The organism is Pectobacterium sp. CFBP8739, assembly GCF_013449375.1.
Classification (GTDB): domain Bacteria; phylum Pseudomonadota; class Gammaproteobacteria; order Enterobacterales; family Enterobacteriaceae; genus Pectobacterium.
On sequence record NZ_JACDRR010000014.1, the window covers coordinates 55,484 to 70,503 of the forward strand.

Annotated in this window: 16 protein-coding genes and 1 tRNA gene; 12 read left to right on the forward strand and 5 right to left on the reverse strand. The window is 50.0% G+C overall.

Annotation, left to right across the window (positions count from 1 at the left end):
- Positions 1 to 48 precede the first annotated feature (48 nt).
- Positions 49 to 423: a DNA-binding protein gene (locus tag H0247_RS12860; protein ID WP_180742893.1), complete on the forward strand. Its 375-nt coding sequence runs from the start codon at positions 49 to 51 to the stop codon at positions 421 to 423.
- A gap of 83 nt (positions 424 to 506) precedes the next feature.
- Here H0247_RS12860 and ispB read toward each other — a convergent pair whose 3' ends face one another.
- The gene (gene ispB, locus H0247_RS12865; RefSeq protein WP_180742894.1) at positions 507 to 1,478 is read right to left on the reverse strand and encodes an octaprenyl diphosphate synthase; all 972 of its coding nucleotides are present in this window, start codon (positions 1,476 to 1,478) and stop codon (positions 507 to 509) included.
- 256 nt (positions 1,479 to 1,734) lie between these two features.
- Here ispB and rplU point away from each other — a divergent pair, with 256 nt between their 5' ends.
- The 4 genes from rplU to cgtA all read left to right on the forward strand — a co-directional run bounded on the left by rplU (position 1,735) and on the right by cgtA (position 4,808).
- Positions 1,735 to 2,046, forward strand: a complete 312-nt coding sequence (gene rplU / locus H0247_RS12870) for a 50S ribosomal protein L21 (RefSeq protein WP_010283026.1) — start codon at positions 1,735 to 1,737, stop codon at positions 2,044 to 2,046.
- A 19-nt stretch (positions 2,047 to 2,065) separates the two neighbouring features.
- The gene (gene rpmA, locus H0247_RS12875; protein ID WP_012773263.1) at positions 2,066 to 2,323 is read left to right on the forward strand and encodes a 50S ribosomal protein L27; all 258 of its coding nucleotides are present in this window, start codon (positions 2,066 to 2,068) and stop codon (positions 2,321 to 2,323) included.
- A gap of 89 nt (positions 2,324 to 2,412) precedes the next feature.
- Positions 2,413 to 3,375: a DMT family transporter gene (locus H0247_RS12880; protein WP_180742895.1), complete on the forward strand. Its 963-nt coding sequence runs from the start codon at positions 2,413 to 2,415 to the stop codon at positions 3,373 to 3,375.
- Between the two features lie 260 nt (positions 3,376 to 3,635).
- Positions 3,636 to 4,808: an Obg family GTPase CgtA gene (cgtA, locus tag H0247_RS12885; protein ID WP_012773265.1), complete on the forward strand. Its 1,173-nt coding sequence runs from the start codon at positions 3,636 to 3,638 to the stop codon at positions 4,806 to 4,808.
- A gap of 70 nt (positions 4,809 to 4,878) precedes the next feature.
- Here cgtA and dacB read toward each other — a convergent pair whose 3' ends face one another.
- Positions 4,879 to 6,312: a serine-type D-Ala-D-Ala carboxypeptidase gene (dacB, locus tag H0247_RS12890; protein ID WP_180742896.1), complete on the reverse strand. Its 1,434-nt coding sequence runs from the start codon at positions 6,310 to 6,312 to the stop codon at positions 4,879 to 4,881.
- A 268-nt stretch (positions 6,313 to 6,580) separates the two neighbouring features.
- On the opposite strand from dacB, the gene greA reads away from it, so the two are divergent.
- Positions 6,581 to 7,057: a transcription elongation factor GreA gene (gene greA, locus H0247_RS12895; RefSeq protein WP_012773267.1), complete on the forward strand. Its 477-nt coding sequence runs from the start codon at positions 6,581 to 6,583 to the stop codon at positions 7,055 to 7,057.
- A 128-nt stretch (positions 7,058 to 7,185) separates the two neighbouring features.
- On the opposite strand, the gene yhbY is transcribed toward greA, so the two are convergent.
- Positions 7,186 to 7,479 carry a ribosome assembly RNA-binding protein YhbY gene (gene yhbY, locus H0247_RS12900; protein WP_010283039.1) on the reverse strand — a complete coding sequence of 98 codons (294 nt, stop codon included), beginning with the start codon at positions 7,477 to 7,479 and terminating at the stop codon, positions 7,186 to 7,188.
- Between the two features lie 143 nt (positions 7,480 to 7,622).
- On the opposite strand from yhbY, the gene rlmE reads away from it, so the two are divergent.
- The 6 genes from rlmE to H0247_RS12930 all read left to right on the forward strand — a co-directional run bounded on the left by rlmE (position 7,623) and on the right by H0247_RS12930 (position 13,240).
- The gene (rlmE, locus tag H0247_RS12905; protein WP_012773268.1) at positions 7,623 to 8,252 is read left to right on the forward strand and encodes a 23S rRNA (uridine(2552)-2'-O)-methyltransferase RlmE; all 630 of its coding nucleotides are present in this window, start codon (positions 7,623 to 7,625) and stop codon (positions 8,250 to 8,252) included.
- Between the two features lie 56 nt (positions 8,253 to 8,308).
- On the forward strand, positions 8,309 to 10,249 hold the full coding sequence (ftsH, locus tag H0247_RS12910; protein WP_180742897.1) for an ATP-dependent zinc metalloprotease FtsH: 1,941 nt from the start codon (positions 8,309 to 8,311) through the stop codon (positions 10,247 to 10,249).
- A gap of 117 nt (positions 10,250 to 10,366) precedes the next feature.
- Positions 10,367 to 11,200, forward strand: a complete 834-nt coding sequence (gene folP, locus H0247_RS12915) for a dihydropteroate synthase (protein ID WP_180742898.1) — start codon at positions 10,367 to 10,369, stop codon at positions 11,198 to 11,200.
- Between the two features lie 7 nt (positions 11,201 to 11,207).
- Positions 11,208 to 12,545 (forward strand): phosphoglucosamine mutase, encoded by a 1,338-nt coding sequence (glmM, locus tag H0247_RS12920; RefSeq protein ID WP_180742899.1) that lies wholly within the window; start codon positions 11,208 to 11,210, stop codon positions 12,543 to 12,545.
- Between the two features lie 251 nt (positions 12,546 to 12,796).
- Positions 12,797 to 13,129: a preprotein translocase subunit SecG gene (gene secG / locus H0247_RS12925; protein WP_180742900.1), complete on the forward strand. Its 333-nt coding sequence runs from the start codon at positions 12,797 to 12,799 to the stop codon at positions 13,127 to 13,129.
- Between the two features lie 24 nt (positions 13,130 to 13,153).
- Positions 13,154 to 13,240: transfer RNA gene (locus H0247_RS12930), tRNA-Leu, on the forward strand.
- 64 nt (positions 13,241 to 13,304) lie between these two features.
- On the opposite strand, the gene H0247_RS12935 is transcribed toward H0247_RS12930, so the two are convergent.
- Both H0247_RS12935 and H0247_RS12940 read right to left on the reverse strand, forming a co-directional pair.
- Entirely contained in the window at positions 13,305 to 14,321 is a 1,017-nt protein-coding gene (locus tag H0247_RS12935) for an NADP-dependent oxidoreductase (RefSeq protein WP_180742901.1), read from the reverse strand.
- A gap of 52 nt (positions 14,322 to 14,373) precedes the next feature.
- Positions 14,374 to 15,000 carry a hypothetical protein gene (locus H0247_RS12940; RefSeq protein ID WP_180742902.1) on the reverse strand — a complete coding sequence of 209 codons (627 nt, stop codon included), beginning with the start codon at positions 14,998 to 15,000 and terminating at the stop codon, positions 14,374 to 14,376.
- Positions 15,001 to 15,020: the final 20 nt, after the last annotated feature.

The following is a 15,020-nucleotide window of genomic DNA, read 5'->3' on the forward strand; positions in this document are numbered from 1 at the left end:
GGCGAGTTGACGTAACGCCTGTTCAAAACAAACAAGGGAGTGACGAGTATGGACAAAGAATGGTTTGCAACAAGTGAGCTGGTTGGCGTAGGTGGATTGCCGAAGTCACCGCAGGGGCTGAACAAACGGGCGAGAGACGACGGTTGGGAAAAGCGCCGGCGGAAGGGGGTTCAAGGGCGCGGTGTCGAATATTCTATTCGCAGTTTGCCGAATGAGGTCAGGAATTCTCTGCTCATAAAAGAGAACCCACCAACAGAATATTATCGCATCGATAGTGAGCCGACTCTGCTGTCATCGTGGGTGCATATTTTCCATCAACTTTCCGTTGATGAGCGAACTCGGCTGATCAATTTCATCTTGCGTGAAGGGACGATAGCGATGTTGTCTCGGCTGGATGATGCCCCCATCGACCAGACTGCTTAGTCTGGGAATGAGTAGCGCTGCAAGGCAGCGCTACGTAGATTGAATCAGACACGATTGAATCAGATAAGTACCTCACACCACGATTAGAAATCGCGCTGTACGGCTAAGTGGGCAAGGCCTTCGAGCGCTATGCGGTATGGCGTTTCCGGGAGCTGCTGTAGTGCGCTAATCGCTTTATCTGCCTCTTCTTCCGCACGCTGGCGCGTATAATCAAGCGAACCACATTGCTGCATGGCGGCAAGCACTGGCTCCAGCAGATGACGCCCGTTTCCTTCTTCAATTGCCTGACGAATCAGCGAACTCTGTTCTGCATTCCCATTACGCATAGCGTGCAGCAGTGGCAGCGTTGGTTTGCCTTCATTGAGGTCGTCGCCTGTATTCTTGCCCAGCGTTTTGCCGTCTGCACTGTAATCAAGCAGATCGTCAATTAACTGGAACGCAGTTCCTAGGTAGCGGCCATAGTCCTGAAGCGCTTTTTCTTGCTCTGGCGTCGCACCTGCAAGGATGGATGAAGATTGCGCGGCGGCTTCGAATAAACGTGCCGTTTTGCTGTAAATGACGCGCATATAGCTTTCTTCAGTAATATCTGGGTCGTTGCAGTTCATTAACTGCAAGACTTCGCCTTCAGCAATCACGTTTACTGCTTCGGACATCAGCGCTAGCACGCGTAACGATTCGAGGCTGGTCATCATCTGGAAAGCGCGGGTATAGATGAAATCCCCAACCAATACACTCGCGGCATTGCCAAAGGCGGCATTGGCCGTTGCTTTACCCCGACGCATGTCAGATTCGTCTACCACGTCATCATGCAATAGCGTTGCGGTATGAATAAATTCGATCAATGCAGCCACGGTGACATGTTTATCACCGCTATAGTCGAGGGCTCTGGCGGCTAGCACAGCAATCATCGGGCGTATACGTTTTCCACCGCCGCTGATGATATAATGTCCAAGCTGGTTGATCAAAACGACGTCGGAATTCAGTTGTTCAAGAATGACGTTATTAACAGCTGCCATATCCTGTGCGGTTAATGTTGTAATTTGTTCTAGATTCATGGTTTGTGCCAACGTATGTCTTCAACACTGCCGTAAGATTGCTGTTGCATATCGGCAAGATGGAACTTATTGCGCCGATTGTACTTGAAAAATGAGAGAGATAAACGGCAGTTCATACGTTGTATTCTTTTTCTTCACATCCTTTGATTATGCACTTGTCATCCGCAGTATTTTTGCGTAGAATTCGCGCCCTATTATGAATATTTATAGCGCGCTCTGAAAACCTATGGTGAGTGCGCGGAAAGCGGAGTTTTATATGTACGCAGTTTTCCAAAGTGGTGGTAAACAACACCGAGTAAGCGAAGGTCAAACCGTTCGCTTGGAAAAGCTGGACATCGCAACTGGTGAAGCCGTTGAGTTTGACCAAGTTCTGATGGTTGCCAACGGTGAAGAAATCAAAATCGGCGTTCCTTTCGTCGATGGCGGTAAAATCAAAGCTGAAGTTGTTGCTCATGGTCGTGGCGAAAAAGTGAAGATTGTTAAGTTCCGTCGCCGTAAACACTACCGTAAGCAAGCAGGCCACCGTCAGTGGTTCACTGACGTGAAAATTACCGGCATCAGCGCTTAAGATTAGGAGAGCGGATTAAATGGCACACAAAAAAGCTGGCGGTTCAACCCGTAACGGTCGTGACTCCAATGCACAACGTCTGGGCGTAAAACGTTTTGGCGGCGAAAGTGTACTGGCTGGTAACATCATCGTTCGTCAACGTGGCACCAAATTCCACGCAGGAACTAACGTTGGCTGCGGGAAAGACCACACTCTGTTTGCTTTGACTGATGGTAAAGTTCAGTTTGAAGTTAAAGGCCCAAAAAACCGTAAATATATCAGCATCGTTGCTGAATAATTTTTCGCGTTAGGTCTTACGGATTCAAGCCCCGCAATTCTTTGCGGGGCTTTTTACATTCTGATTCTGAGTAAACCATCTGGATAAGTATGAATACTAAACAGCAGACGGGTATTGGTCTTTGTTTGGCGCTGACTACGGCAGTTTGCTGGGGGGCGCTACCGATAGCCATGAAACAGGTTCTGGTGGTGATGGAGCCTTATACGATTGTTTGGTATCGCTTTTTTATCGCTTCGATTGGACTCGGCATTATTCTGTCATACCGTAAGAATTTACCGCCAATGCGGATTTTCCGGCATCGGCGTTGGTGGGTTTTGCTGCTGATTGCAACCGCTGGGTTATTAGGCAATTTTGTCTTCTTTAGCTCGTCTCTGCAATATCTGAGTCCGACGGCGTCTCAGGTTATCGGGCAGCTTTCTCCTGTTGGTATGATGTTCGCCAGCGTACTTATCCTAAAGGAAAAGATGCGTGGCACGCAGGTCATTGGCGCGATCATGCTCATCTGCGGCCTGATACTGTTCTTTAATACCAGCCTGATTGAGATTTTTACCCGGCTGACGGACTACACGCTGGGGGTGCTGTTAGGCGTCTGTGCTTCGGCGGTATGGGTATCCTATGGCGTAGCGCAGAAGGTGTTGTTGCGGCGTCTGACGTCACAGCAAATTCTGTTTCTGCTATATGTGCTTTGCGTCGTGTTTATTACGCCTTTTACCAAGCTTGAGGCTATTTTCCAACTGAGCAACTGGCAGCTCATCTGCCTGCTATTCTGCGGTGCGAATACATTAATTGGGTATGGTGCGCTTGCGGAGGCCATGGCGCGCTGGCAGGCGTCGCAGGTGAGTGCCGTCATTACGCTGACGCCGCTGTTTACGCTGTTGTTTTCCGATCTACTGGCGTTAGTGTGGCCGACTTTCTTTGCTGCGCCAGTGCTGAACTGGGTTGGCTACCTGGGCGCTTTTGTTGTGGTTGCTGGTGCGATGTTTTCTGCTATCGGACATCGTTTCTTACCCAGTAAGAAAGAACCTGTGCCGCCATTGAGGGTGCAGAAGTAGTCTGAGAGACGCGTATTGCAGAGGGGCACAGACGCCTTTTGACATTCTGCATGTGTTGCTTATTTTTAATACAGATGAAATTATTGGAGCAGGCAGGTACAATCCGCTCCTTTGCTGGAATGCGTTCTGGTGCGTCAGTTTTTTTAATGGTGAGTAGAAATACGCTACATGCCGTAAAATCAAAAAGTTACGCCAAGAAGAACCAATAACAAGCCTAAAACACGTAGATATTCTCTATTGGTTTTTTGCGGAGAGAATCAATGAAGTTTGTAGATGAAGCCACAATTCTCGTTGTGGCAGGCGATGGCGGTAACGGTTGTGTTAGCTTTCGTCGTGAAAAATATATTCCTAACGGCGGCCCAGATGGCGGTGACGGTGGTGACGGCGGTGACGTTTATCTGCTGGCTGACGAAAACCTGAACACGCTGATCGATTACCGTTTTGAAAAATCTTTCCGCGCGGAGCGTGGACAAAACGGACAAAGCCGTGACTGTACGGGTAAGCGCGGCAAAGATATTACGATTAAAGTCCCGGTTGGCACGCGTGTTCTCGATCAGGGAACTGGCGAAGTGCTGGGTGATATGACGCGTCATCAGCAGAGCCTGATGGTAGCGAAAGGCGGCTGGCATGGTTTAGGTAACACGCGTTTTAAATCATCCGTCAACCGTGCTCCTCGCCAGAAGACCAGCGGCACGAAAGGTGAAGAACGTGAGCTGACACTGGAACTGCTGCTGCTGGCTGACGTGGGAATGTTGGGTCTGCCCAACGCAGGTAAATCGACTTTCATCCGTGCGGTATCTGCGGCAAAACCAAAAGTCGCCGACTATCCGTTTACCACCCTAGTGCCGAGCCTTGGTGTGGTTCGTATGGATAGCGAACAGAGCTTTGTTGTGGCGGATATTCCTGGTTTGATTGAAGGAGCATCCGAAGGCGCTGGGTTAGGGATTCGTTTCCTGAAGCACTTGGAGCGCTGCCGTGTTCTGTTGCACTTGGTTGATCTGGCTCCAATTGATGAGTCCGATCCAGTTGAAAATGCCAAAATCATTATCAACGAGTTAGAGCAGTACGGCGCAGGTTTGGCAGAAAAACCGCGTTGGCTGGTTTTCAACAAAGTTGATTTGATCGACAAAGCTGAAGCGGAAAAACGAGCCAAAGAAATTGCGACAGCGCTTGGCTGGGAAGGGAAATATTACCTGATTTCTGCGGCGAACCGTGAAGGCGTCACGCCACTTTGCTGGGATGTGATGAGCTTCCTGAAAGCCAATCCGAAAGTGACGGCGATTGCCGAAAGCGCACCGGAAAAAGTTGAATTCATGTGGGACGATTATCACCGTCAACAACTGGCTGAAATAGAAAAAGAAGCTGAAGAAGAGTGGGATGATGACTGGGACGATGAAGATGATGAAGGTGTTGAGATCATCTATCAAAAGTGATGTGTTCTTCTGCTAGTTAATTCTTGCCTATTGCGGCCTTATCCCATCAAGGTAAGGCCGCATTTTTATTTTAATTGTTCTGATAAATGTCTTTGTAAAGGCGACTTTCAAATCGTACCAAAGGAATGCGGCGTTCGCGCTGGTCTTCTGGTGGTACGGCATAACCGGACAGAAATTGAACGAATGCCATGCGCTGGCCACTCGCGGTGGTGATGAAGCCTGCCAGATTATATACGCCCTGTAGTGCCCCTGTTTTCGCTGAAACCTTACCATCAACGCCAGCTTCATGCAGACCGCCACGATAGCGCAGCGTGCCGTCATAACCGGAAAGTGGAAGCATGGTGATGTAATTCAATTCATTATCGTGCTGTGCGATGTACTGCAATACCTGCATCATCGTTTCTGGCGAAATCAGGTTGTGCCGTGACAGGCCTGAACCATCAACAACAATGCTGTTTCCTAAATCCACACCGGCTTTCTGGCGCAGGATCTGGCGCACGGCATCCGCGCCGGCGCGCCATGTACCCGGCACGCTAAAACGTTCATGCCCAATGGTACGGAAAACCGTATCGGCAATCATATTGTCCGATTTTTTCAGCATGATAGTGAGCAGATCGTGCAGTGGAGCAGACTGTGTCTGAGCCAGCACGCTCCCCGCGGATCCTGGCTGCGTCTGACGACGAAGGCTGCCCTTGATGCGAATATCGGCCTGCTGTAACTCATCTTTAACAATCGCGCCAGCATAACTGGCCCCATCCTGAATCGCGAACGCCAGTGGAAGCGGTTCTGTACGCTGAGTCAAACAGCCTGTAAGCGTAAAGCGATTTAGTTCTCCAGGAACCACATCCAGTTCGCAGTATTGCGCATCAGATGAGCCCTTAGCCAGCGTACGGACCTCGCTGAACATTTGCACTGGATAATAGGAGGCGACGCGGATAAACGCGTTGTTACCCGCTTTAGGCGCGCTGTAGAGTGAGACGGAGAAGCAGTTACGATCGACAATCGCGGCACTTGGTGGGGCGCTGAAGCACTGCGTCATGTCGTTCCAAGGCCAGCCCGGCGCTTTATCGTGACTGGCGAATACCGAAGTATCGATTAGCACATCCCCTGCGATTTCCTGTATCCCGCGCTTTCTTAATTCTTGCACCATGTTCCGTATTTGCTGGCGCTTAAGTGTTGGATCGCCGCTAAACCGCACGATGAGGTTACCGTTTAGCATACCGCTGGTGACAGGGCCATGGCTTTCCATCGTAGTGATGAATCGATAGTCTGGACCCAATTGTAGTAATGCAGCTAATGCGGTTATCACTTTTTGTGTACTGGCGGGAAGCGCCATTTGCTGGCTATTGAAGGCCATACTGGGTGTTGTTGAGCCAACTTTTTGTACCAATAGCGCCAGATTGGCACCGTCTGGTAAATATTGGCGATGATCCTCAACTGAAGCTGCATTGGCATGCAGAACAAAAGCGCAGGCAAGTCCGGTAACAATCGATGAAAAACGCATAATCTCAGCTAAGAACGGGGTAACGTGTGGTCATACTACGGCGCAACAAGGTCTAAAGTAAACGATGACCCTCATGGAACTCTGGGGTAAAATACGTATCAAAATGCAAAACCGCTGCCAGCCTAGAAATTTTATTCTGGGGCTGGTTGCTTTTGCTTTATGTCCAGTGAGGACTGGCACGTTGCAGAGACTCCGTCGCCTTTGATTTTTAGCGCGTCAGGATGACGATTATTTGAGTCTTACGGACTTTTTTAGAGGTATAGACAATATGAAACAATTTCCGATGACCTTGCGTGGTGCTGAAAAATTGCGCGAAGAGCTTGACCACCTGAAATCTGTGCGTCGACCTGAAATTATTGCAGCCATTGCCGAAGCGCGTGAGCACGGCGATCTGAAAGAAAATGCAGAATACCACGCCGCACGTGAGCAGCAGGGCTTTTGTGAAGGGCGCATTCAAGACATTGAAGCGAAGCTGTCTAACGCACAGGTTATCGATGTCACGAAGATGACGGCGAACGGGCGTGTTATTTTTGGCGCAACGGTAACCGTGATGAACTTGGATAACGAAGAAGAACAAACCTACCGGATTGTTGGCGATGATGAGGCGGATTTTAAGCAGAATCTGATCTCTGTGAATTCCCCGATTGCGCGTGGTCTGATCGGCAAAGAGGAAGATGACGTTGTGGTCATTCGTACGCCGGGCGGCGACGTGGAATATGAGATCCTGAAGGTCGAATATCTATAAATTTTGCTGGGTTGTTGATTAAAACAGCAAAAATTGTAAAGAAAAGAAAAAGGCCGCTTGCGGCCTTTTCTCTAACCGAGAGGCATGGCACCTTTCCGTTAAAACTGAGTATCCTGAAATAAAAAGTGTTATCGTGGTAACACAATTTTACGTTCTTTCGCAGGACGGTACAGCACCAGCGTGTGGCCGATGACCTGAACGTTAGCGGCACCCGTTTCACGAACAATGGCCTCGACAATCAAGGCTTTGGTTTCACGGTCTTCTGTCGCTACTTTTATCTTGATCAGTTCGTGATGCGCTAATGCTTGTTCGATCTCCGCCAGAACACCTTCGGTGAGACCGTTATTGCCCAGCATGACAACCGGTTTTAGCGGATGTGCCAAGCCTTTCAGGTGTTGTTTTTGTTTATTACTTAGGTTCATTGTGTTTTTTACTTAGGTTGGGATTGAAAACGGGTCATTCTACCGCCATCTCATGATTATAACCAATTTGACTGTTCTGATTGGTAATATGTGAGAAGTTTCTCCCCACCACGAGCGTGTTACTGAGAATAGTTGGAAAATCGATGGCGAATAAAAAGCGTTCTGCAAGTTCCAGTCGCTGGTTGCAGGAACACTTTAGCGATAAATATGTGCAGCAGGCCCAGAAAAAAGGGCTGCGCTCGCGTGCTTGGTTTAAACTTGACGAAATACAGCAGAGCGACAAACTGTTTAAACCCGGTATGACGGTTGTGGATTTAGGCGCTGCACCTGGCGGTTGGTCACAGTATGTGGTCACGCAAATCGGTGGAAATGGTCGAATTATCGCGTGCGATATTTTACCGATGGATCCGATTGTCGGCGTCGATTTCCTGCAAGGGGACTTTCGTGATGAACTGGTCCTCAAAGCCTTGCTCGAAAGGGTTGGCGATAGCAAAGTTCAGGTGGTGATGTCTGACATGGCCCCTAACATGAGTGGTACTCCAGCCGTTGATATTCCGAAATCGATGTATCTGGTTGAATTAGCACTTGGTATGTGTCGGGATGTATTAGCGCCAGGCGGAAGTTTCCTGGTGAAAGTGTTTCAGGGAGAAGGTTTTGATGAATACCTACGGGAAATTCGCTCCCTGTTTACGAAAGTGAAAATTCGTAAACCAGACGCCTCACGTGCCCGGTCTCGTGAAGTGTATATTGTAGCGACAGGGCGGAAACTGTAGTACCCTAACGCTGTTTTTTAACACAGTTGTAATATGAGGTTAATCCCTTGAGTGACATGGCGAAAAACCTAATTCTCTGGTTAGTCATCGCAGTGGTGCTGATGTCTGTTTTCCAGAGCTTTGGGCCCAGCGAGTCGAATGGCCGTAGGGTGGATTATTCAACCTTCTTGACTGAAGTGAATCAGGATCAGGTCCGTGAAGCACGTATTAACGGGCGTGAGATCAGTGTTATCAAAAAAGACAGCAACAGATACACGACTTACATTCCTGTCAATGACCCCAAGCTACTGGATAACCTGCTAACGAAGAATGTGAAAGTCGTTGGTGAACCACCGGAAGAGCCAAGCCTGTTGGCTTCTATCTTTATTTCCTGGTTCCCGATGCTGTTACTGATTGGTGTCTGGATTTTCTTCATGCGCCAAATGCAAGGTGGCGGCGGTAAAGGTGCCATGTCCTTCGGCAAGAGCAAAGCGCGTATGTTGACTGAAGATCAGATCAAGACGACGTTTGCGGATGTAGCCGGTTGCGACGAAGCGAAGGAAGAAGTTAGCGAACTGGTCGAGTACCTGCGTGAACCTAGCCGTTTCCAGAAACTGGGCGGTAAGATTCCCAAAGGCATTCTGATGGTCGGCCCGCCGGGAACCGGTAAAACGCTGCTGGCGAAGGCGATTGCTGGTGAAGCAAAAGTGCCTTTCTTTACGATTTCCGGTTCTGATTTCGTTGAAATGTTTGTCGGTGTCGGTGCTTCTCGCGTTCGTGACATGTTCGAACAGGCGAAGAAAGCCGCGCCTTGTATCATCTTTATCGATGAAATCGACGCCGTTGGCCGTCAGCGTGGAGCAGGTTTAGGCGGTGGTCACGATGAACGTGAACAAACGCTGAACCAAATGCTGGTTGAGATGGACGGTTTTGAAGGCAACGAAGGCATTATTGTTATCGCGGCGACGAACCGTCCCGATGTGCTTGATCCAGCTTTGTTGCGTCCCGGTCGTTTTGATCGTCAGGTTGTGGTTGGCCTGCCGGATGTTCGCGGTCGTGAACAGATTCTGAAAGTGCATATGCGTCGCGTACCGTTGTCTCCCGATATCGATGCGTCAGTGATTGCACGTGGTACGCCTGGCTTCTCTGGTGCGGATTTGGCTAACCTGGTTAACGAAGCCGCCTTGTTCTCCGCTCGTGGCAACAAACGCGTTGTTTCGATGGTTGAATTCGAGAAAGCGAAAGACAAAATCATGATGGGTGCCGAGCGCCGTTCCATGGTTATGACTGAGAAGCAGAAAGAATCGACGGCCTATCATGAAGCGGGCCACGCTATCATCGGTCGTCTGGTGCCAGAGCACGATCCCGTTCATAAAGTGACGATCATTCCACGTGGTCGTGCGCTGGGCGTGACGTTCTTTCTGCCTGAAGGTGATGCGATCAGCGCCAGCCGTCAGAAATTGGAAAGCCAGATCTCCACGCTGTACGGCGGTCGACTGGCCGAAGAAATCATTTACGGTGTGGAACATGTTTCGACTGGTGCGTCTAATGACATCAAAGTCGCCACGTCCATTGCTCGTAACATGGTGACGCAGTGGGGCTTCTCTGAGAAATTGGGTCCATTGCTTTATGCGGAAGAAGAGGGCGAAGTATTCCTCGGCCGTTCTGTAGCAAAAGCCAAGCACATGTCAGATGAAACGGCGCGTATCATCGATCAGGAAGTGAAATCGCTGATTGAACGTAACTACGTGCGTGCTCGTGAGTTGTTGATGGCCAATATGGACATCCTTCACTCAATGAAAGATGCGTTGATGAAGTATGAAACCATTGATGCGCCGCAGATTGACGACTTGATGGGGCGTAAGAAAGAGGTGCGTCCGCCAGCGGGTTGGGAAGCGTCTCGTTCTGACAACGATTCCGGCAACGGCAGTGGGACGCCAAAAGCTCCTACGCCAGTGGATGAGCCGCAAACGCCTAATCCTAGTAACACCATGTCTGAGCAAGCGGACGACAAATAATTCGCCTGCGATTGATATCGGTAACTCACAAAACCCCAGCTCAGGCTGGGGTTTTTTACTGGGAATGCTCTTCGAATCACCTTTCATGCTAACAACACCAGAATGCGGAGGTAAATCATGCAACTGGTTGCCAGAGACTCAACGCTGGATCTTTCCTGCCCACGTATCATGGGTATTCTTAACGTCACGCCGGACTCTTTTTCCGATGGCGGAAAACACAACAAGCTTGATGCGGCATTACTGCATGTTCAGGAGATGGTTAACGCGGGTGCGGCCCTGATCGATATTGGTGGTGAATCAACGCGCCCTGGGGCGGATGAGGTGAGCACGGAAGAAGAGTTGGAACGTGTGGTACCTGCCGTTGAGGCCATCGCTAAGCGGTTTGATGTCTGGATCTCGGTCGATACTTCAAAGCCGGAAGTCATGACGGCGTCAGCGCAGGCAGGCGCACATCTGATTAATGATATTCGCGCTTTGCAAGAGCCCGGCGCGCTGGAAGCGGCGGCGGCAACGGGGCTACCGGTGTGCCTGATGCATATGCAGGGGATGCCGAGAACCATGCAGCATAAACCGCATTATGATGACCTGATGCAGGACATCGGAAATTTCTTGCAGCAGAACATTGATCGCTGTGTGAACGCCACTATTCCGAAAAGTAAGCTATTGCTGGATCCTGGGTTCGGATTCGGTAAAAATCTTGCCCATAATTATGCGCTTCTGGCTCGCCTGAGCGAGTTACACCGTTTTGAACTGCCGCTTCTGGTAGGGATGTCGAGGAAGTCCATGATTGGACAACTCCTCAATGTGCCGCCTGCACAGCGTGTTCATGGCAGCGTCGCCTGCGCTGTGATCGCGGCGATGCAGGGAGCACAAATTATTCGTGTACACGATGTTAAAGAAACGGCTGATGCCATGCGCATTGTTGAGGCCACCCTTTCTGCGAAGGAATAAAAACGAGATGAGTAACCGCAAATATTTTGGTACCGATGGCGTACGTGGCAAGGTCGGCGATACGCCGATTACCCCTGATTTTGTGCTTAAACTGGGTTGGGCTGCGGGGAAAGTGCTCGCACGACATGGTTCTCGTAAGATTATTATCGGCAAAGATACCCGTATTTCTGGTTACATGCTGGAGTCTGCGTTGGAAGCTGGGCTGGCCGCTGCGGGTTTGTCGGCTTCTTTTACCGGCCCGATGCCTACGCCTGCGGTTGCTTATCTGACTCGTACGTTCCGTGCAGAAGCAGGCATCGTTATCTCTGCTTCTCATAATCCGTATTACGACAACGGGATTAAATTTTTCTCCATTGACGGCACCAAGCTGCCGGATGAGGTAGAAGAAGCGATCGAGGCTGAACTGGAAAAACCGCTGACGTGTGTTGAATCTGCTGAATTAGGCAAAGCCAGCCGCATTGTTGACGCTGCCGGGCGCTACATCGAGTTTTGTAAGGGCACGTTCCCGAGCGAACTGAGCCTCAATGGTTTAAAGATTGTCGTCGATTGTGCCAATGGTGCGACCTATCATATCGCCCCCAGCGTATTGCGTGAACTTGGTGCTAAAGTCATCGCGATTGGCTGTGAACCGGATGGTATGAATATCAATGAAGAGTGCGGGGCGACCGACGTCAGGCAGCTACAGGCTCGCGTACTGGCTGAGAAAGCGGATGTTGGCCTCGCGTTTGACGGCGATGGCGATCGGCTCATCATGGTCGACCATTTGGGCAACAAGGTCGATGGCGATCAGATTCTGTATATCATCGCCCGTGAGGCATTACGCCAGGGGCAACTGCGCGGCGGTGCAGTGGGCACGTTAATGAGCAACATGGGGCTTGAGGTGGCGTTAAAGCAGTTGGGTATCCCGTTTGCTCGCGCCAAAGTGGGTGACCGCTATGTATTAGAAATGATGCAGGCAAAAGGGTGGCGGATTGGTGCGGAAAACTCCGGTCATGTGATCCTGCTGGATAAAACCACGACGGGTGATGGTGTGATTGCCGGTTTGCAAGTCCTTACCGCGATAGTGAGAAACCATATGAGCCTGCATGATCTATGTAGCGGTATGAAGCTGTTTCCACAGGTCCTAGTCAATGTACGGTTTACGGGTGAAAACGATCCGCTGGAAGACAAAGATGTGCAGCAGATTACGCAGGATGTGGAAAAAGAATTGGCCGGACGCGGGCGGGTTCTGCTGCGTAAATCCGGTACTGAGCCGCTTATCCGCGTCATGGTTGAGGGTGAACACGAAGAGACCGTCATCGCGTTGGCAAACCGTATTGCCGATGCGGTGAAAGCGGTCAGTTGAGGGGCTTTTTGATTCACCAATCAGGTAGATAAGGCTTTCGATAGGCCGCTTGTGTCGAAAGCCGCTGTTTTTTTCTGCAATCAACCTGCTGTGACCAAATTACCCTTGCGTACGTTACATCCTTTAGTTAGTATTCAGACCCGCTTGATAAGGGATGTTCGAGACATCTAACTTGCGGAATGACGCGCGGTTTACCGCCAGAATATAGCATTCTCCATGAGACATGGGGAAAACGGTTAACAGGTACGACTATGTACGAAGCTCTATTAGTGATTTTCCTGTTAGTATCGATCGGGCTGGTTGCCTTGATCATGCTTCAGCAGGGTAAAGGTGCTGATATGGGAGCGTCGTTCGGAGCAGGTGCTTCTGCCACTTTGTTCGGTTCGAGCGGCTCTGGTAATTTCATGACCCGCATGACGGCGATACTGGCGACCCTGTTCTTCATTATCAGCCTCGTATTGGGCAACCTAAGCTCGCTGCAGAAAAAAGGCGGCGCTTGGGACAACCTGAGCCAGCCTGAAAAAGCCGAGCAGACGACAACGCCTGCTGCGCCTTCAACGCCGGCGAGTGACATTCCGAAGTAAGCGTTTTAAAGTAGTAATTGTGATGCCGTGGTGGTGGAATTGGTAGACACGCTACCTTGAGGTGGTAGTGCCCGATTGGGCTTACGGGTTCAAGTCCCGTCCTCGGTACCAACATAAAAAAAATAGACGTCAATCGACGTCTATTTTTTTGTCTTTAATTTACTGTCTCAGTGCCTTACAGGCGCACCAACTGCTTGCCAAAGTGTTTGCTGGCTAATAAGTCGATAAAGGCTTGAGGCGCATTCTCTATTCCCTCAATAATGTTTTCTCGATATTTTAACTGCCCTTGCTCCACGGCATCCAATAGCCAGATATTTGCTTCCGCATAGTCTTTGAACCATTCCGTCACAAGAAAAAAGCGGCTTAGCGGGGCGTCGGGTAAAGAAGAGAAAAATGCTACCGTGCTGGATGCGTCAACGTCAGGATCCTGATTGTATTGTGCCGCACTGCCACAGACGGGGACTCTTGCGCCTTCGTTAAGCAGTTTGGCAACAAAAAGTGAAACCCTGCCGCCAACGTTTTCAAAATAGATATCAATTCCGTTAGGGCAGGCAGCCCGTAAGGCGTGATTTAAGTCATCTTCTTTATAATTAATGCAGGCATCAAAGCCTAATGTGTCAACGACATAGCGACATTTCTCTTTGCTTCCAGCCAGACCGACAACCCGACACCCAGCCTGTTTACCTAACTGACCGACGACGGAACCTACGCCCCCTGATGCGGCGGAAACCACCAGTGTCTCTCCCGCTTTGGGTTTGGCAATTTTGTTCATGCCAAAATAAGCGGAACGTCCCGGTGTGCCCACCACGCCGAGAAAAATAGAAGGTGACAGATCCGTTGGCGGCAGGCGATGCGTAATAAAATCCTGCGGCGTACCGACATAGTATTTCTGCCAGCCTGAAAAGGTGAACACACAATCTCCAACCTTAAAGTGTGGGTTCTTCGTTGCTACAACGTAGCCTACCGTTTCACCTTGAATCACTTCTCCCTGTTTGATTGGGCTCACATAGGCTGTGTTCTTGTTAAGCCGTGGGCGCGTATAAAGGTCAATAGATAGCCATTTGTTTTCAACCAGATATTCGCCGGGCTGTAGTGCATTGATATGGCGTTCTTCGAGCCTGAAATCCTCTAGTTGCGCAGGGCCATCAGGATGACGATTCAGTACAATCAGCTTGTTTTCTAACGGACTCATAATATTCCCTATATTTATCATTTATTCGGTGATGCACTACCTGTTGAGTGACTCAGGAGGCGTTATCATGTGCGTGCGAGGCCCAGCGATGCTTTGGCCACCGGAAACTGAAGATCACCAGCAGTAGCGTAAGCGGCCATCCGCTGAGGAGGACAATCGTATCCATCGGTAACCCAGGCTGGCGGGAAAGACGGTAGATAATCATGGCTTTCACCAGATAAACCAGAATCCAGACCAGTGAGACCTCGTTCCAGACTCGGACGTACTGCGGTGTGCCATAAACGGTGAGTGTCTTCAGCGCTGGCATGGTTTGTTCCGCTAATGTTTGTATGACCGGACGCCCCTTAATGCTGTAAAGGGAAAAAATAATCACGGTGGAAATTGCGCCGCTGACCGACAAAAAGACGCTCTCTTGATGGATATCAAACAGGATGACGCCTTCCAGATAAAGGTAGTGGCTAAGCCCCGATACCAGGATGAGAGCAATGATTGGCAGGTAACCTTGCCAGCGGCTGATGAGTTGCAATACACCGGAATAGATCGCGGTTATTAACAGCGCGACGCCAGCCCCCCATTGTAAAAATGCGATGTTATACATAACGACCGGTATGATGATGGTCAGAAGCGCATCGCGTGATACCAGATATCGCCAAACGGTTAACGACGGGGGATGGCCCATGTTTTCTCCTCACTTACGTC